Origin of the sequence: Pedobacter lusitanus (genome assembly GCF_040026395.1) — a bacterium.
Classification (GTDB): Bacteria; Bacteroidota; Bacteroidia; order Sphingobacteriales; family Sphingobacteriaceae; genus Pedobacter; species Pedobacter lusitanus.
Map to the genome: position 1 here is coordinate 4,373,211 of NZ_CP157278.1, position 17,383 is coordinate 4,390,593.

The window sequence follows — 17,383 nt, forward strand, 5'->3', positions numbered from 1 at the left end:
TATCTTATTAAGAGATTTGCAATGGTAAAGTTACAAAAGTAATCTTGTAAAAGAATAGCCCTGAATGATGTGCTGAATCACATTTTGTAAATATTACCTATTTTAGACTTATCCCGTATTTTTGGGATGATTAATTACCCTCCATATGTATACTTTGCTTCGGGAAAATGTAGAAAAACATATTCATCTTACTGATGAAGAATTTGCGCAGTTTTCTGCTCCTTTCTATCTGCAGAAAGTGCAGAAAAAGGATATGCTGTTACGTGAAGGGGAGATTTGCAAGTTTGAAGGGTTTGTAAATAAAGGCTGCCTGAGGGTATATTATCTGGACGAATCTGGCTTTGAAAAGGTCCTGTATTTTGCAATAGAAGGATGGTGGATTACAGATATTGATAGTTTTACGAACCAGTCTCCCTCTATACTGAATATTGAAGCTCTTGAAGACAGTGAAATTCTGATGATTACCTATCCTTATAAAAATATACTGTACGAAACACTCCCTAAAGTAGAAAAACTGTTTCGGGTCATGACACAAAAAACGCATGCAGCCTTACAGCGCAGAATGATTTCTTCATTAAGTAAAACAGCTGATAAGCGGTACCTGGAATTTATTACGAAATATCCGCAACTGGAACAAAGACTTTCTCAGCAACAGGTAGCAGCATACCTGGGCATATCTCATGAATTCCTTAGTAAAATAAGGAAAAAAGTATCCAGACTGAGGTAAATGCTTTTTTGAACTAGTTCAACTTTTCCCGCCAGTGGAAGGCCTAATTTTGTGTAGATATTAAAACATAATAATTATGCTGACTATTAAATTTTCTACCGTTTCTAAAATATTTGGTTTTCTGGGGATTGCAGTATTAGCTGCCTGTAATACATCGGATACTTCAACCGATCCTTCGGTAAGAAATCCCGGACATGAACTGATCGGGGAAACAGGAAAAATTACCTATGAAAAATTTCAGGCCGAGGTCCGGTATCTTAACGATTCTACTATTCACTGGAAAACGGTAGATGCCAAAGGGGTTGTCGCAGAAGAATCAGAACACGTAGCTCTGGAGAAACTGAATGACCATCTGTATTTTTTAAACTGGATGGAAGCAAGCGGATTAACTGTAAGCCAGATCATTAATACAAAAGATATGGAAGTAACTGCTTATCTGAGCTATAAAGATACGACTGCTCCATCAGGAAGAAAAACAGAATTCCTTCATGGTAAATTCGAATATATCACTAATCATTAATCTGAATATATGAAATTGATTTATGTAATGGACCCGCTTTGTGGCTGGTGTTACGGAAACAGTAAACATACGCTTGCACTTTTTGAAGCTTATAACGATAGACTTGATTTTGTGATTATTCCTGGTGGCATGTGGGCAGGGCCAAATGTGAGAATGCAATCGCCGCAGATGGCTGGTTATTTTCTGAAACATGATGAGCGGATTGCACAGCTTACCGGAACTGAATTCGGAGAAGCATATTTTCAGTTTATCCATCAGCACGAAGTTAAACTGGATAGTGAAACACCATCCAGAGCAATTGTTACGGTACAGAAATTCTGGAATGACCGGAATATACCTTTTATGGTTGCTGTGCAACAGGCGAGATACAGGGATGGTAAAGATCTGAATATGGAAAATACTTATCTGGAAATCTGTGCTGAACTCGGGATTGACAGTGCTGAGTTTATAATTCACTTCAATAGTGAAGAGATGAAAGCAAGCACACAGGCTACATTTGCCACAGCTATACAGTATGCCTCTTCTTATCCGACTTTGTTATTTGAAGAACAGGGACAGCTGACTTTATTGGAACAAGGTTATTCTTCTTTAACGGAGATCACTAAACATATTGATCGCCTGATTGATGAAACCCAAACAAATCTTATTTAATAATAAAACATATCTTATGAAAACAAATGTCATTATTTCAGCATTGATACTAACGTTCATTGTATCAAAAACAAATGCACAAACAATTAAAAAAGTAGAAACAAACCCGTTAAAATTAACCGTATATAATGCACCGGAAACGAGTCTGGGCGTTGCATCTGTTATTGTAAGTGGTAAAACTGATGCTATCCTGGTTGATGCACAGTTTACCTTACCTGATGCAGAGCGGGTAGTGGCGGAGTTAAAAAAGACCGGCAAAAATCTGAAAGCTGTTTATATCAGTCATGGTGATCCGGATTTTTATTTCGGTCTGGAAGTTATCAAAAAGTATTATCCGCAGGTGACTGTATACGCTACAGCCCAAACTGTTGATCATATTAAAGCAACAGCTCAGAGCAAACTGGATGTCTGGGGACCACAATTAAAAGATGCAGCGCCTAAGAATGCAGTATTGCCCCAGGTACTGAAAGGCAATAGCCTGGAGCTGGAAGGTCAGCAATTGGAAATATTAAGTACTGATGCTTCACCTGAGAGATCTTTCGTATGGATTCCATCTATTAAAGCTGTAATTGGTGGTATTAATGTTTTTGGTGATAATTTTCACGTATGGCTTGCTGATGATGCAACTGCAGAGAAAAGAGCAGACTGGGTTGCCGTTCTGGATAAAATAAGTGCTTTAAAACCTGAAGTGGTTGTGCCGGCTCATGCAGGAGCAGGTGCAGCTATGAATGCTGCTTCTGTGAAATATACGAAGCAATATCTTGAAGTTTATGAACAGCAACTGAAGAAAGAAAAGACTTCTGCCGGTTTGATTGCAGCATTAAAGAAAATATATCCTGATTCTAAGTTTATACTGGCACTGGAACTGAGTGCAAAAGTAAATACGGGAGAAATGCAATGGCATTAAAAGAAATGAGCCTTAATTCATAGAATTAAGGCTCATCTTTTTATAAAGGCAAATTCCGGCTGGCTTCTGCCTTTTTATTTTCCGGAACTGTTTCCGTTCTGTTCAAAGAAATAAATAATCAGCATGATGGCTTTTTCTGCTGAAGTATTTTTGGGCGTATGGGGTAAACGTCCGTCAAAAAGCATGGAATCCCCATCAGAAAGACTGTAAGTCTGATCTTCAAAAATATAATCTACTTTTCCTGAAAGGATATACTTGTATTCAAATGCTTCTGTAACCACCATAGGTCTGGTCGCATTGGGCTCAAGTTCAAGCAGGACGATATCAACAGTCGAGTTTTTGAAGGTCTTGGTGAAAATCCGCTGATACAAAAATCCCAGGGCCTGTTCTTTTTCGAAGGACTGATATTCATTTTTCCTTTTAATAATAACAGGACTAAGCTGACTACTGGCGGATATATCCTTGAAAAATTGATTCAAATCAACATCCAACGCACTTATGATATCAATAAGCACCATTAATGAAGGGACTGTACGGTTGTTTTCAATTTGCGAAATCAAACCTTTACTTACACCAGCACGATCAGCAAGTTCCTGTACTGTTGTATTCCTCTCTCTTCTTATTTCTTTTATTCTGTTACTTATCTTAAGTATAATATTCTCTTCCATAAAGGGGCAATTGCTCAAACTTAAGAAATTCGGCAGAGTTTAATCGTAAATATTAGTTAAAACTATGTCAAAACCCACCAGGAATTAAGTTACAGGTCAAAAAAAACAGTAAATCCGGATTTGATTGCTAATCGAACAGCTGTTTTATACTGGCTTCTGCATATCCTGCACTTGCAGTCATTCCTTTCCCACCTATACAGGTACGTATATGAATACGATTATCAATATCGTATTCTATTATATGTTTATCGGGATGCTGAGGATAAAAACCAGCCCAGGTAGTTGCAATCTGACGAACATCAAAATTTACAATTCTACTGGCTTCGGCAAGCATCAGTTCATTGATATGTGAATTGAGATTATAACCCAGCTCATCAAAATTGGTCGCTGCTGCATACTCATGGGAATCTCCGATAATCACACTGCCATCCGGAGCTACTTTGAAAAGCAGGTGAATACCATATGATTTTAGCTCTTCATAATGCGCAGGAAGGGGAGTGGTTTTGAATGAAGGGCAGTATTCTTCAAAACTTTCATACCTGCGAATGGTCAGTCCGGTCAGAATATTTCCAGGAAGTGCGATATTTTTTACGGGTACAGTACGCATCATCTGAAGTTTACTCATCACCTGCCCGCTTTCCCGGAAAAGATCTTTAAACAGTAGCTTAAATTCATAACCATTACATAAGACCGCTTTGGCAGCTTTGAATTTATCGCCATTGCTTAAACGTACTTCTACCTCCTGTGCGGCAGAATAACAATCAACCACGGGCGAATCATATAATAGTGTGAAATGCTCAAATTTCGTCTTCATATATTCGTGCAGACGATGAATCATGAGATTTGGTTCCACACTGATCTCCTGATCAAAAAACAATGCTTCGCGGGCATATGATTCTTTAATAGAAGGATATTTGCTCAGAATCTGTTCTTTATTTAAAAGACTGTGAGAATAGCCTAATGTATCATAATAAGCACTTAATTCATGGATTAATGTTTGCTCATCCTGATCGGAAGCGATATATACGCTACCGTTTTTTCTAACTGAAATATCAAATTCCTGCTGTATCTGCTGATAAATCTCTACTGAACGTAACCCGTAATTAAACCATTCACCTGTCATTCCTGAAGGAATCACCTGGCCAAAATTTCTAACGGTTGCACCGACAGGGAAATTGTCTTTTTCCAGCTGAAGTACTTTCTTTCCTCTTGTCAGGGCGTGGTATGCATGAAAAGTACCTAAGATTCCGCCGCCTATAACAATTAAATCGTATTGATCATTATTCATCCTGTCTGTATGTTAAGAGTTGATAATCGTTATAACTTCTGAAATATCATCAATAATATGTGTTGGATGGTGAGGTTCCAGCTCCTGTCTGGTAAAAGCTCCGGTAGTGATAGCGATTACATATTTGCAACCTGCATTTATGCCTTCATTAATATCAACTTCGGTATCTCCAACCTTTACCACCTGATCAGTTGGCAGGATATTCAATTGTGCTTTGATCTGATTAATCATGTCCGGATAAGGACGACCATTTTTTACGTCGTCACTGGCTGCCATGACATCAATTTTGTCTTCCCAGGCCAGACGACTGATAATCAATTCTGCAATATCTCTGGAAAAACCAGTGTCCAGGCCAATTTTAATACCCATATTTCTTAATTCACTAAATGTATTTTCAACATTCGGAAGTGGTTTAATATCTGTGGAATGGGTGTAAAAATCAATCATTATATTTACAAAATCAGTATGTATCTGACCGATTAAATCTTCATTGATTTTTTTTGTATCAGTTTCATATTTATCCAGCATCATCTTTATTGCAAGTGGCTTTTCATAGCCCATCAGTGGATTTACATCTTCCACTTCCATCATATATCCATGCTTTTTCATTGCTTGCTGAAATGATAGGGCTACGTAGTTTTTATCACTTACGGTTGTACCTGCCATATCAAACACTACTAATTTTATCGACATCACTTATAATTTTGTTTGTTTACAATAATAGTGTTTTTGTTTAATATTTGTAAACAATTTTGTGTTATATTATTGTTAATTTTTTCTCGTTTAGTGATTTTTGAATGCTTCGGTAACAGGTTTCCCTCTCCAGCTTTGTGGTTCTTTCAAACCCAGAAGCCAGGCTAGGGTAGAAGCAGTATCATAAGTAATAATCACATCCTTGATTTCATGTCCTTTTGATACCCCTGTGCCATTGGCAATCCATGGAATCTGAACCTCGTCCAGGGATTTACCGCCATGTCCTTTACCGGTACCACCATGATCTGCTGAAACAATAATTACCGTTTCATTAGCTATACCTGCTTTTTTTACTGCATCAACGATTTTTCCTATCCGTTTATCTACATTTTCCAGTTCTGCATAATACGCTGGTGTACGGTGACCTATATTATGCCCGGTTCCGTCAGGCTCGGAAAGATGTACAAAAGTCAGTAAGGGTTTTTCTTTAATGATCAATGCAGCTGCTGTATCTGCGCAGAAATTATCATTGTCACCTGACGGACCTGGTACGACAAAGGTTATGGCATCCTTTTCAATTAATGGACGAATGCCCTGCCAGCTATAAATTACAGCGGTTTTGGCTTTTGGCCTTTGTTCTTTAATCAAAGTGAAGATACCGGGAAATAATCCGTACTGGGATTTAACGGCAGAAGGGATCTCCGGAACAGCACTGTTCCATTCGGTATAACCATGTTCTGTTGGCCCTGCACCCATTAACATCGATGCCCAGTTCACTGCACTTGATGAGGGCAACACACAACGTGCTTTTAATGACCATGAGCCTGTGCTCATTAATTGTTTCAGGTTAGGCATTTTTGCTTCGGGAATGGCATAGGCACCAAATCCGTCACAGCCAATCAGGACAATGTGTTTAATGTTTTTTGGTTGTGCTTTAAGCTGGAATCCTGCACAAAGGATAGCTGCTGCTAATACTAGTTTCTTCATCGGAATATTTTTAATTTCGTTTAGAGGTTATATACTATAAGTATAGCAAAACTAAACTTAGTTTATAAATACTAATATAAACTATTGTTAAGTATTTGTAAACAATTTTGTGAATATTTCTTAGCATCATAATTGCTTGCTCTTATTTTCACAATTACATTATAAACAGGAATTTTATGAAGCAACAATTACCACTGCCCTTATGGACAATAGTAGCGCCCGTGTTAGCCTGGCTGGCTTATTTTGGAATTTCTCTGGATCTTGGTGTATTCTATACCTTTTTTCTTTCTGCTGTATTAATTGGTGGTGTACTGGCTGCTGTACATCATGCCGAAGTTGTGGCACATAGGGTAGGTGAGCCTTTTGGTACTTTATTACTGGCTCTGGCGATTACTATTATTGAAGTTGCACTGATAGTTTCGCTGATGCTGACCGGAGGGCCTGACACGGCTGAGCTCGCCAGAGATACGGTACTTGCTGCCGTGATGATTATCTTAACGGGAATTGTGGGCATGAGTCTGCTGGTGGGGGGTGCAAAGTTTAAGGAACAGGTGTTCAGTTTGCCAGGCGTAAGTGCTGCATTGGTCACACTTACCGCAATTATGGTACTGACGCTAATTCTTCCAAATTATACGACCAGCCATCCTGGTCCTCAGTATACCCAGGTACAGCTGATTTTTGTGGCAATTATATGTCTGGTTTTGTATGGTGCTTTTGTGATGGTTCAGGCAGTAAGACACCGTGATTATTTTTTGCCCCCTGAAGCTGATGGAAATGAGGATATACATGCTGATCCTCCAACAAAAAAAGTGGCATTAATAAGTGGCTTGCTTCTGGTTTTATGTTTAGGAATTGTTGTTTTACTGGCCAAAGCACTGGCTCCTGATATAGAAAAGGCAGTAATCAATTTTGGTGCGCCAAAATCTCTGGTAGGGGTAATCATTGCTGCTGTGGTATTATTGCCTGAAGGGCTTGCTGCTTATCGCGCTGCTAAAAAAGACCGTTTACAAACGAGTCTTAATCTGGCTTTGGGCTCTGCACTTGCAAGTATAGGGCTAACTATTCCTGCGGTTGCAATCGTTTCTATTTTAACAGGTATGAGTATTACTTTAGGAATTGATATGAAAGCGACTGTATTGTTGCTGCTGGCCCAGTTTACAATTATGTTATCACTGGCTACCGGCCGTACCAATATATTACAGGGGATAGTTCTGCTGGTGATTTTCTCGGTTTATCTGTTTACTATTATTGCACCTTAACCGGCTATTTCCAGAATCCACAGGATTTTACCCAGACTTCAAAAAGTGCGGGCCAGGCTGCAGTGGGTGAGTTTGATTTGCCCATTCCCCAGGCATGTCCGCCAGTTTGAAAAATATGCATTTCAACTGGTATGCCTGCTTTTTTTAAAGCGGTATTCATTAGATAGGAATTGTTTACCGGCGATATAGGATCATCAGCGGCCTGAGCAAGAAAAGTAACCGGAGTGCTGCTATTGACCTGCAGTTCTACTGAGTATGCTTCTTCCTGTGCTTTTGCCGGGGTTTTTCCAAGAATACTCTTTTTCGCATGGGTTTTGTTAAATGGAGGCAGCATAGTGAGTACGGGATAAATGAGCCCTGCAAAATCCGGTCTTGCTGAAAGGGCATCTGCAGCATCAATAGGTTTATAGAATCTTTTATTGGATTGAGTTGCCGTTATTCCGGCAAGATGCCCGCCAGCTGAAAATCCCAGTATGCCAATTTTATCAGGATTTATATGATATTGTCCGGCTAAGCTGCGAATGATTTTCATCGCACGTTGTGCATCCTGAAATGGGACGTCAGTAGTTTTCCAGCCTTCTTGTGGTAATCTGTAAATGAGTTCAAAGGCAGTGATCCCCTGCGATTGCAGCCAGTTTGCTACCGGCGCACTTTCTTTTCCCATTTCAATATGTGCATAACCACCTCCGCTGATGACCAGAATTGCCGTCCCGTTAGGTTTAACGGGTTGATGAACGATTAACCGGGGATTTGATATATTGGTTATGGAACCGGAGGCCGTTATTTTTTCTGCACCCAATGGGCCCGGACCATCGGGTACAGCATTACTCCAAAGGGAAAGCTGTTTTAAATCTTCTGGTATCCCATGATTGCCGTTTATAGAAGAATGCCTGGATTGGGCAGATACGGTAATACCTGCTATCAGCAGTGCTATAATCAGTTTTATCTTTCTCATTAGATTTTTAAATTCTGACCGGTCTGTCCCACACTAAAATAAACTACCTGCTGGTACTTCGGAATGGCTTCTTTCAAACTTAAGCAGCCATTTTTTCTTTTCTATTCCGGCGGCATATCCGGTCATGGTTCCGTTACTGCCAATTACCCGGTGACAGGGGATGATAATAGCCAGACGGTTCCGGCCGTTTGTAGAGGCAATTGCGCGTATGGCCTTTGGATTATTCATCATGTCGGCCTGCTGTTTATAGGAACAGGTTTCTCCATAGGGGATTTTCTGCAGGGATTTCCAGACCGTCTGTGAAAAATCATTACCTGGAGTATGCAGAGGAACGGAGAATGTTTTTCTTGTTCCGTCAAAATATTCGGCTAATTCTGTTTCCAGCTGTGTTAAAAATGGGCTTTTACCGGGTACTAAAACTGCATTCAGCAATAGCTGCAGGTCTGCAATTTCTTTTTCCAGTTTAACACGGTTGATGAATTCAAGTATACAAATACCTTTGGTAGACGCTCCTGCCAGCATAGGGCCCAGCGGAGTAGAGATTTCGATCGTGCTGATTATCTGGTCAGCTGACTGGTCTTGTGGTGTATGCATAAGATAAAGATCAGACTCAAAAATACGAAATGAATAAGCAGATTGAAACCCGTTTATTGCTGAATTTTTTTGGAGCAGAGATTAATTAGTCAAAAAATGTCTGATTATGCTTGTTTATGAGTTATTATATTATATTTGGAATAGGCTGTTTGCTGAGGATTGAGTAAAAACGCCCTGAAAGAAACGTTCAGACATAAAAAAACCTCTAGAGTGTTACATCTAAAGGTTTGATTATCAAGTAGCGGGGAGCAGGATCGAACTGCCGACCTCAGGGTTATGAATCCTGCGCTCTAACCATCTGAGCTACCCCGCCGTGGGTGTCTCTTTTTTAAAGAGTTGCAAATATAGAATAAAATACTTTTCTTTAGAAAAAAAAGTTAAAATAATTTACAAATAACAAGATATAAGCGATTTAAGATGTCAGAAAAGAAAAAATTTACACTAGAATATGAGTTGAAATCGTCTCCACGTATTTTGTTTAGTTTTATAAGTGAGCCAAACGGCTTATCCCAATGGTTTGCTGATGATGTTGTTTTTCGCGATCAGGTTTATACTTTCACCTGGGATGATGAAGTCCAAAAAGCGAAAATGTTAAGTTTTAAAGAGAATAAAATGGTTAAGTTCAAATGGATTGACGACGAACCTCATTGTTATTTTGAAATGGAAATTGTACAGGACGAACTGACTAATGATGTAGCTTTGTCTATCACTGACTTCGCCACTGAAGAAACACTTAAAGAAAGAACACAGATTTGGGATAATCAAATTACCTACCTGCATAGCGTAATTGGTGCATAGTATTGTAATTGGTGCATAGTATTTCAGTTGCATTGCCTACATTTGTACATTGAAAAAGATCCACATACTGCTTCTTAAAGCATTCATAAGACCATTTATCGTCACGTTTTTTATAGTGATGTTTATTTTGCTGATGTTTTTCCTGTTCAAATATGTTGACGATCTCATAGGAAAAGGATTTGAATGGTACACTATAGTCGAGCTGATGTTTTATGCTTCGGCTGCGAATGTGTCCATGGCTTTGCCACTGGCAATATTGTTGTCTTCTATCATGACCTTCGGGACATTAGGGGAGAACTATGAACTGGTGGCTATCAAGTCTGCAGGAATATCTCTTCAAAAAGCTATGCGACCGTTGCTGGTTCTGATTATAGGAATAGCTTTTTCTTCATTTCTGTTCTCTGAATATATGTTACCTAAAGCCAATCTTAAGTTTGGCTCTCTGTTATGGGATGTGAGAAATAAAAAACTCTCTTTTCTGATTAAGGAAGGGGTATTTAATAATAGTATCCCCGGATATTCAATCCGTGTGGATCAAAAGGGTAAAGATGGTACTACGTTAAAAGGGATCATGATTTATGATCATACCGGAAATAACGGTGTCGCAAAAATTATTGTGGCCAGGGATGGTACAATGAACACGACCAAGGATAAACAATATCTGATTCTGAAACTCAATGACGGGGTTAGATATGAAGAATCCAGCGGACAGAACTCGGGTTATGATCCAAGACAACAGTTAACCAGAATGCGTTTCGGACAGACGGAACAGAAGTTTGATTTATCCAGTTTCAAAATGAACAGGACTGATGAAAACAGTTTCAGGTCAAATAACCAGATGCTCAATCTTAAAGGACTGACCCATAAGGGAGATTCTTTAACTAAAGAACTCGATAGTGTAAACCGTTATGCAAGAGCTACTGTGAGTAGTTATTATAAGCAGAATAATTATACTAAAGGCTATACAAAACGTCAGGTTAAACCGGTTAAGATTGATGCGGCTATCCTGAATAATATACCGGAAGATAAAAGGGCGAATACAGTTCAGGCTGCTCTGGACCAGGCTAATTCTATCAAACAAACGGTAGAGGGAAGGATTCCTGATCATGAAGACAGGGTAGTAAACCTGATCAGGATCAGAGTTGAATATCAGCGGAAATTTACGCTTGCCTTCTCTTGTCTGATGCTGTTCTTTATCGGTGCACCTCTGGGGGCAATTATCAGGAAAGGCGGACTGGGTTTACCGGTCGTGATGGCTATTATTTTCTTCCTGTTTTATCACATCATTTCTACTGTAGCAGAGAAGGCTGCTAATCAGGGCAATATCAATCCTGTCGTGGGTATCTGGATGGCTATTATTGTACTTTCACCGGTCGGGGCATTCCTGACTTATAAGGCAACGGTGGATTCTGCTCTTTTTGATATTACTTATTATAAGTCTTTAATCACGAACCTGTTCAAAAAGAAAAAAGCAGTCGGAAAGTAATATTTTCTGAAATCTGTATCCATTAAACAGACTCTTACTTAATGATGATATTTTATAATATATATTATCCGGGGAAGGTTGTAACTTTGTTTATGATCTTAAACTGGATTTAATGATATGTCCTTCGTTTAAGTGGTTTGATAAAAAATGGAAATTAAACTGAACGCAATAGAAGATGCTGTTGCAGATATAAAAGCCGGTAAAGTTGTGATTGTTGTAGACGATGAAGATCGTGAAAATGAGGGTGACTTCCTTACTGCTGCTGGCAATGCAACTCCCGAAGTAATCAACTTTATGGCCACTCACGGAAGAGGGCTTATTTGTGCGGCAATTACTGAAGAAAGATGTGATGAATTGAATCTGGAGCTGATGGTAGGTAAAAATACCGCTGCTTATGAAACTAATTTTACAGTTTCTGTTGATCTGATCGGTCATGGTTGTACCACTGGTATTTCTGCGTCGGATCGTTCTAAAACTATACAGGCACTGATTAACCCGGACACAAATCCTGATGAACTGGGCAGACCTGGTCATATATTCCCTTTACGTGCCAAAGATGGTGGTGTACTGAGACGTGCAGGCCATACCGAGGCTGCTGTAGATTTAGCCCGTTTAGCAGGAATGGTGCCTGCAGGTGTCCTTGTAGAGATTATGAAAGAAGATGGGGAGATGGCAAGACTGCCGGATCTGATCAAAATAGCTGCTCAGCATCAGCTGAAAATAATATCAATTAAAGACCTGATTGCTTATCGTCTGAAAAATGATAGTCTGATTAAAGAAGAGGTGACTATTAATTTACCTACCGAATGGGGCAATTTCAAAATGACGGCTTATACTCAGCTGGAAAACAATGCAACACACCTTGCGCTTAGTAAAGGGGAGTGGACAGCGGATGAAGCTATCTTAGTCAGAGTCCACAGTTCTTGTGTTACTGGTGATATTTTTGGCTCCTGCCGGTGCGATTGCGGCCCTCAGCTTCATAAGGCTTTGGAGATGATCGAAAAGGAGGGTAAAGGAATTGTGGTTTACATGAATCAGGAGGGCCGTGGTATTGGTCTTGTCAATAAATTATTGTCTTATAATCTTCAGGATGCTGGTTTTGACACTGTTGAAGCAAACATAAAACTGGGCTTTAAAGGTGATGAACGCGATTATGGTGTTGGTGCTCAGATTTTAAGAGCTCAGGGTGTGCGTAAAATGCGCCTGATGTCCAATAACCCGACAAAAAGAGCTGGCCTGATTGGCTATGGTTTAGAAGTTGTAGAGAATATTCCTATTGAGATAGTGAGTAACTCACATAATGAGACTTACCTGAAAACCAAAAGAGATAAAATGGGTCATACTATAATGAAGGGCTAGGAGGAGTTACTTTTTGTAGTAATCTTTTCTGCTCTTCGGTTACGGCATCTTTATTTACAGACTGTTTAGTCTCTTTATGCTGATGCATGTCATCCAGTTTTTTCTTCTGGTTTTTGCGGTATTTTCCGGTAACCTTTTGAACAAACTCTCTGAAATTATCAAATTGCTGTGAATAAATCAGACCAAATGAAGTTACATTCATGTTCTGATTTATTCCGGTATTTACAAAAATACTTTGCTGGGTAGGTGGTTTATTGGCCAGCTTACCAATGAGTGTACCATCTTTACGGATCAACGCCAGAACCTCAACCTCACTGCCTACACTGTTTCTTGAAAATCCAATAGGTGAAAGATCACTCGTACTTCTGTTGTCAATGACACCCGCATTTACAATAATCCGGTTATTGAAGAACTTGAATGATGCACTGGCTTCACTCAGTGAACGGATGTTGATATCCACAAAATCAAGATTCAGTGAAGAGAGTACATTGTTAAACTGATTGAAAAGCAGCTCCGTTGCTGTACTGGCTACACCTGAGGTGACCTGTTTACCAAAATCTTCTTTACCTGATCCTGGTGCAAAGCTTCTCCTGATAATTAAACTGAAAGCCTGCAGATTCAGGTTGTTAGGATCACTGAAATAAGCCTGTAATTCTTCTTTGATAGATGGATTTGAAGGAAAGAAAATATCAAGTTTGATGTCTGGTTGCAATAACAAACCACTCAGTCCCATTTCAACTTCTACAGGAACCCTTAAATTAGCGTTGCTGCTGAAGTCTCTGTTAGCAGCACCATATAGATCATTCAGTCCTGCTCTGAGCTCGTAGATAGCCTTAAGCTGTATCTGTGCCTGGGTAGGATTACCGGTCCATCTGATTGTACCGCCTTGTCTGATGTTAAACTTTTTATTAATAATCTCCTGAGCGGTAAAGTCAAAACTACCGGATTCGATAATATAGTCACCTGACATCTCGAAATCTCCAAGGCTGTTAATCTCCAGATTGAGATCTGCATTTCCTTTTCCGCTTAAATTCCCCAGACTGGTAAACAGATTGGCCGTACTTTGCGGGTCTACCTGCAGCTTAAAGCTCATGGTTATACCATCAAAATTGATTGCCTTTTTAACATTTGCTGTAGTATCCTTGTTCAGGAACGTGATAAAGTCTTTACTTGATACGGTTTCTGAACTGTTTAAAGGGAGATTAAATACGGTCCCTTTTTCTGTTTTTGCATCTATACCAATGAAAAGCTTGTTTGTTGGCCCGCGAAAGATGAAAGTACCAGTGGCATATGCCTGACCAAAGTAAAGTTCATTATCTTTTATTGTTGTGTTCAGGGCCATGAAGTCCCTGGCTTTAATATTTATATCAAGGGTGGGTGTATTGATATTGTTCAGATCTACTGTTCCGTGAGCATTGGCAATATTTCCTCCGGAATCTTTTAAATCGAGATCCTCAATCATTAAAACGCTGTTTTCAACAATTACTTTATTGGTTATAGTATAGGACGTTTGCAGATAATTAACGGTAAGCTGTGCTTTGTCCAGGGTGATATCTCCATCTATTTTAGGTGCGTTGAAGGCTCCTTTTATAGTCAGATCAGTAGAAATATGTCCTTTAAGATTAGATACCAGGTCACTTACGAATGGGGATAATACGGTAAGCTCACTTTCATCCATTTTAACTGTCAGGTCTATGTTTTTCTCTTTCAGATCCAGATTTCCATTGACTTTAAGGGTTTCTTTTCCTTCTCTGTTAATGCGCATGAATACATTGGCACGATTGGACTCCTGATTGTAAGATGAGGTGTCTATCAATGAGCCTATATAAGTATCATTAAAATTCAAAGAGTCGATTTTAATGTCGTCGTTTATTTTTGGTGATTTAAGCAGCCCGTAAAGTTTTGTCTGTCCGTTTACATTTCCTGATAACTGCACCCCTACAGTTTTAAGGAATGGGTTAAGCGTGGTTAAACTGAATGCCTTAAACCCGACTTTTAAGGCATCTTTGGGATCTTCAGATAAGATACCATCAACGGTTAACAGCTGGTTGCCATTTCGCAAGTCAAAATTACTGATCTCTGTTTTTCCGCTTTTGAAACTGATTCTTACTTTATCCTGTACGGCCCAATCCTGGCTGTTTATTTTAAGTAAAGAAGGAAGTACACTGATACGTGTACTGTCTTTTCCAAATTCAACCAGACCGTTTAAATCCAGCTGATTTGCATCGTCAGCATTTGAGAGTTTCACGTTGAGCGCAAGACTATCGTTACGTAAAACATTTGAAATATTGATATTTTTGATATACAGACTATCATTCAGGTCTACCCGGTCTGAGGTTATAATCGCCTGAAGCTGATTGGTAGTTGTGTTCTCATCAATAATTATATTGTTTGCAACCACACCTTTATATTTCAGTTTTTTGATAAAACCATTCAGAGTGGCTATTTTCTTTTCGGAATCGAAATTTCCTATTAATTCTGCCTGATCCTCTATCTCCAGACCAGGAGCAATTAATTGGGCTACAGGTTCAAACCGCTTGATCTTAAGCTGGAACCTGAAGATCTGGTTTTTGAAATTTACGATATCGGCCTTGAGCGAAGGGATGTAGGTTTTAGCCAGTGATTTATAATAGGATGGCAGGGTATTCAAATCATATTGTCCCTGGATACTTGCTTCAAGGACATCAGAATTGACTCTCAGCGTTCTGTCGGCTCCAATTCCTTTGGCCTGCAGCTGTACTGAATCTATATTGTATATGCCTTTAACATTATTGAGTTTTATCTTTTCTATCAGGAGATTTCCCTGGATATTATTGAGGTTGGTTCCTGAGAAATTGGTGCTGAATTCTGCATCAACCATCAGTGAATCCTTAAATAAATGAAGGTTACGGAGTTTGGCCTTTTTAATGGAGGCTTTAAAGTCGAATACGGGAAGTTTAGGATTTAAATTTACTCCTCCGTCAAAGGCGAGCTGTATATTTTTATCATTTATATTCAGTTTGCCATCGAAGTATTTTTTATCAAAAGTACCATCGATTTTAACATTGGAATAACGGTAATCATTGAAATCTATATATTTTATGTCACCATTGATTTGTTCGGATAATTCATTCAGCTCTGTTCCTCTACCTTTAACATAGGCGGATGCAGTTATACGTCCAAGACTGCTCTCATCGATCAGGTTACCCAGATTAAAGTCATATGTTTTAACATTTCCTGAATAGGAAGGGACACCTTTTTTACTGATTTTCATGTTTACATCAGAAACAACCCTTCCTAATTTTGTCTTAAACTCTCCATAGGCTATAAAGTCATTCTGGAAACCAGTGAAATTCCCGTTAAAATAGATGTCTCCGAACTTCTGTACAATAACAGGAATTACCTTTTTGCGATTTCCGGTAATGTTAGTCACAAGTTCATCTAAATCCTTTTTATTAGTAGAAGCCATGTCAACTTTCATCTCCATAAAAGTTTCGTCCAGGTTAGGTAAGCCTTTAAGATTGAAGTCCCCTTTGACATAAGTGGCCTTTCCTGCTTTTACCGCTAGTTTTTTTGCTTTCAGGTTGTTTACTAATCCGGTAATCTGCCCATCTATATCAATGTTGAGGTTCATGTGGGCTACCTCAGAAGTGAAATATGCAACATCCTTTGACTCCAGGTGACTGTTTTTAAAATGAGCTTTCATTCTCACTTTATTGACATAATCATTAAAGTCATCATAGTCATGGAACTTCATTTCGAAGTAGTCTGTAAGATGACTTCTGTTGGTATTAAGTAATAGCTTTTTAAGTTCTATACGGTTGGTATCTATCGTAGTAAAAGCAGTAAGATTTTTTAGATAAAAACCGCTTTTCTCTTTGAACGTGAGATTTTTTATATCTGCCTGTAAAAGATGGTCTGAAGTGTTCAGTTTTTCAAAAATACCATTGAGGCTGGTTAATTCTACATCTTCGAAGTTTACACCATTGATGACTGTATCTACGTTGAGGTTTTTATATTTTAGCTGAAGATTGTTAAGAATTACCCGGTTAAAAGATATTTTATATGGTTTTTTCTTTTTAGCTGTTGTGGTTGTGCCGGAGTCAAAGTAATCGATAATAAAGTCAAGATTTGTTCCTTTATCTTTTCCTTTATACTTTTTCAGGAAGAAAGTGCCATTGTTTACCTGTACTGTATTGACATCGATAATCCGTCTGTCCAGAGACAACAGGTTAAGATCGACAATAAATTTAGGGGTACTCAGTAGAGTGTCTTTTTGCTGATCGAGAACCAGAAGGTCTTCGATAACCACAGATTTAAACGGCTTAACGTAAATGCCATGTAAAGAAATCGTCGTATTTAATTCTTTGGAGAGATAAGCGGCTGCTTTTTTTGCTACAAATGTCTGCACAGGACGAAACTGAAGCGAAAATATGATAATCGCGAGCAGCAGCAGAATCGATGCAATAAACCAAAGAAGTATTTTTAATAGTTTTTTGATAGTTTTGTAGC

At 38.9% G+C, this 17,383-nt stretch carries 15 protein-coding genes and 1 tRNA gene; 8 read left to right on the forward strand and 8 right to left on the reverse strand.

Translation table 11 applies throughout. The features are described 5' to 3' along the window. The first annotated feature begins 145 nt into the window (after positions 1–145). From PL_RS18720 to PL_RS18735, 4 genes are all read left to right on the forward strand, one after another. Positions 146–727, forward strand: a complete 582-nt coding sequence (locus PL_RS18720) for a Crp/Fnr family transcriptional regulator (protein ID WP_041882365.1) — start codon at positions 146–148, stop codon at positions 725–727. Positions 728–803: 76 nt separating this feature from the next. Then, the gene (locus tag PL_RS18725) at positions 804–1,247 is read left to right on the forward strand and encodes a MoaF-related domain-containing protein (protein WP_052496285.1); all 444 of its coding nucleotides are present in this window, start codon (positions 804–806) and stop codon (positions 1,245–1,247) included. 9 nt (positions 1,248–1,256) lie between these two features. Further along, a complete protein-coding gene (locus PL_RS18730; RefSeq protein ID WP_200890737.1) occupies positions 1,257–1,898 on the forward strand; it encodes a DsbA family protein in 642 nt (213 codons plus the stop codon). Between the two features lie 16 nt (positions 1,899–1,914). Then, positions 1,915–2,805, forward strand: a complete 891-nt coding sequence (locus tag PL_RS18735; RefSeq protein WP_041882376.1) for an MBL fold metallo-hydrolase — start codon at positions 1,915–1,917, stop codon at positions 2,803–2,805. A gap of 74 nt (positions 2,806–2,879) precedes the next feature. Here the strand turns inward: PL_RS18735 and PL_RS18740 are convergent, their stop codons facing one another. From PL_RS18740 to PL_RS18755, 4 genes are all read right to left on the reverse strand, one after another. Then, positions 2,880–3,473 carry a helix-turn-helix domain-containing protein gene (locus tag PL_RS18740; RefSeq protein ID WP_041882363.1) on the reverse strand — a complete coding sequence of 198 codons (594 nt, stop codon included), beginning with the start codon at positions 3,471–3,473 and terminating at the stop codon, positions 2,880–2,882. A 127-nt stretch (positions 3,474–3,600) separates the two neighbouring features. Further along, the gene (locus tag PL_RS18745) at positions 3,601–4,761 is read right to left on the reverse strand and encodes a TIGR03364 family FAD-dependent oxidoreductase (protein WP_041882360.1); all 1,161 of its coding nucleotides are present in this window, start codon (positions 4,759–4,761) and stop codon (positions 3,601–3,603) included. Positions 4,762–4,773: 12 nt separating this feature from the next. Continuing rightward, positions 4,774–5,454: an HAD hydrolase-like protein gene (locus PL_RS18750; protein WP_041882357.1), complete on the reverse strand. Its 681-nt coding sequence runs from the start codon at positions 5,452–5,454 to the stop codon at positions 4,774–4,776. 90 nt (positions 5,455–5,544) lie between these two features. After that, positions 5,545–6,441 (reverse strand): alkaline phosphatase, encoded by an 897-nt coding sequence (locus PL_RS18755; protein WP_041882355.1) that lies wholly within the window; start codon positions 6,439–6,441, stop codon positions 5,545–5,547. Positions 6,442–6,617: 176 nt separating this feature from the next. Here PL_RS18755 and PL_RS18760 point away from each other — a divergent pair, with 176 nt between their 5' ends. After that, positions 6,618–7,700 carry a calcium:proton antiporter gene (locus PL_RS18760; protein ID WP_041882354.1) on the forward strand — a complete coding sequence of 361 codons (1,083 nt, stop codon included), beginning with the start codon at positions 6,618–6,620 and terminating at the stop codon, positions 7,698–7,700. A gap of 4 nt (positions 7,701–7,704) precedes the next feature. Here PL_RS18760 and PL_RS18765 read toward each other — a convergent pair whose 3' ends face one another. The 3 genes from PL_RS18765 to PL_RS18775 all read right to left on the reverse strand — a co-directional run bounded on the left by PL_RS18765 (position 7,705) and on the right by PL_RS18775 (position 9,562). After that, positions 7,705–8,655, reverse strand: coding sequence for an alpha/beta hydrolase (locus PL_RS18765; protein ID WP_348620094.1), 951 nt, complete (start codon positions 8,653–8,655; stop codon positions 7,705–7,707). A 33-nt stretch (positions 8,656–8,688) separates the two neighbouring features. Then, entirely contained in the window at positions 8,689–9,249 is a 561-nt protein-coding gene (locus PL_RS18770; RefSeq protein ID WP_052496284.1) for a methylated-DNA--[protein]-cysteine S-methyltransferase, read from the reverse strand. Between the two features lie 239 nt (positions 9,250–9,488). Next, positions 9,489–9,562: transfer RNA gene (locus PL_RS18775), tRNA-Met, on the reverse strand. Between the two features lie 104 nt (positions 9,563–9,666). Here PL_RS18775 and PL_RS18780 point away from each other — a divergent pair. The 3 genes from PL_RS18780 (at position 9,667) to PL_RS18790 (ending at position 12,892) form a co-directional block, all read left to right on the forward strand. Further along, positions 9,667–10,047, forward strand: a complete 381-nt coding sequence (locus tag PL_RS18780; RefSeq protein ID WP_041882351.1) for an START-like domain-containing protein — start codon at positions 9,667–9,669, stop codon at positions 10,045–10,047. Positions 10,048–10,096: 49 nt separating this feature from the next. Continuing rightward, the gene (locus tag PL_RS18785) at positions 10,097–11,533 is read left to right on the forward strand and encodes an LptF/LptG family permease (RefSeq protein WP_348620095.1); all 1,437 of its coding nucleotides are present in this window, start codon (positions 10,097–10,099) and stop codon (positions 11,531–11,533) included. Between the two features lie 147 nt (positions 11,534–11,680). Then, entirely contained in the window at positions 11,681–12,892 is a 1,212-nt protein-coding gene (locus PL_RS18790) for a bifunctional 3,4-dihydroxy-2-butanone-4-phosphate synthase/GTP cyclohydrolase II (RefSeq protein WP_041882348.1), read from the forward strand. On the opposite strand, the gene PL_RS18795 is transcribed toward PL_RS18790, so the two are convergent. Beyond that, the gene (locus PL_RS18795; protein WP_082035923.1) at positions 12,876–17,282 is read right to left on the reverse strand and encodes a translocation/assembly module TamB domain-containing protein; all 4,407 of its coding nucleotides are present in this window, start codon (positions 17,280–17,282) and stop codon (positions 12,876–12,878) included. The genes PL_RS18790 and PL_RS18795 overlap by 17 nt on opposite strands. Positions 17,283–17,383 lie beyond the last annotated feature (101 nt).

Bases quoted from the DNA above. Each gene is read 5' to 3' on its own strand.
- PL_RS18720 (WP_041882365.1), top strand. From the start codon at position 146: ATGTATACTTTGCTTCGGGAAAATGTAGAAAAACATATTCATCTTACT.
- PL_RS18725 (WP_052496285.1), top strand. From the start codon at position 804: ATGCTGACTATTAAATTTTCTACCGTTTCTAAAATATTTGGTTTTCTG.
- PL_RS18730 (WP_200890737.1), top strand. From the start codon at position 1,257: ATGAAATTGATTTATGTAATGGACCCGCTTTGTGGCTGGTGTTACGGA.
- PL_RS18735 (WP_041882376.1), top strand. From the start codon at position 1,915: ATGAAAACAAATGTCATTATTTCAGCATTGATACTAACGTTCATTGTA.
- PL_RS18740 (WP_041882363.1), bottom strand. From the start codon at position 3,473: ATGGAAGAGAATATTATACTTAAGATAAGTAACAGAATAAAAGAAATA.
- PL_RS18745 (WP_041882360.1), bottom strand. From the start codon at position 4,761: ATGAATAATGATCAATACGATTTAATTGTTATAGGCGGCGGAATCTTA.
- PL_RS18750 (WP_041882357.1), bottom strand. From the start codon at position 5,454: ATGTCGATAAAATTAGTAGTGTTTGATATGGCAGGTACAACCGTAAGT.
- PL_RS18755 (WP_041882355.1), bottom strand. From the start codon at position 6,441: ATGAAGAAACTAGTATTAGCAGCAGCTATCCTTTGTGCAGGATTCCAG.
- PL_RS18760 (WP_041882354.1), top strand. From the start codon at position 6,618: ATGAAGCAACAATTACCACTGCCCTTATGGACAATAGTAGCGCCCGTG.
- PL_RS18765 (WP_348620094.1), bottom strand. From the start codon at position 8,655: ATGAGAAAGATAAAACTGATTATAGCACTGCTGATAGCAGGTATTACC.
- PL_RS18770 (WP_052496284.1), bottom strand. From the start codon at position 9,249: ATGCATACACCACAAGACCAGTCAGCTGACCAGATAATCAGCACGATC.
- PL_RS18780 (WP_041882351.1), top strand. From the start codon at position 9,667: ATGTCAGAAAAGAAAAAATTTACACTAGAATATGAGTTGAAATCGTCT.
- PL_RS18790 (WP_041882348.1), top strand. From the start codon at position 11,681: ATGGAAATTAAACTGAACGCAATAGAAGATGCTGTTGCAGATATAAAA.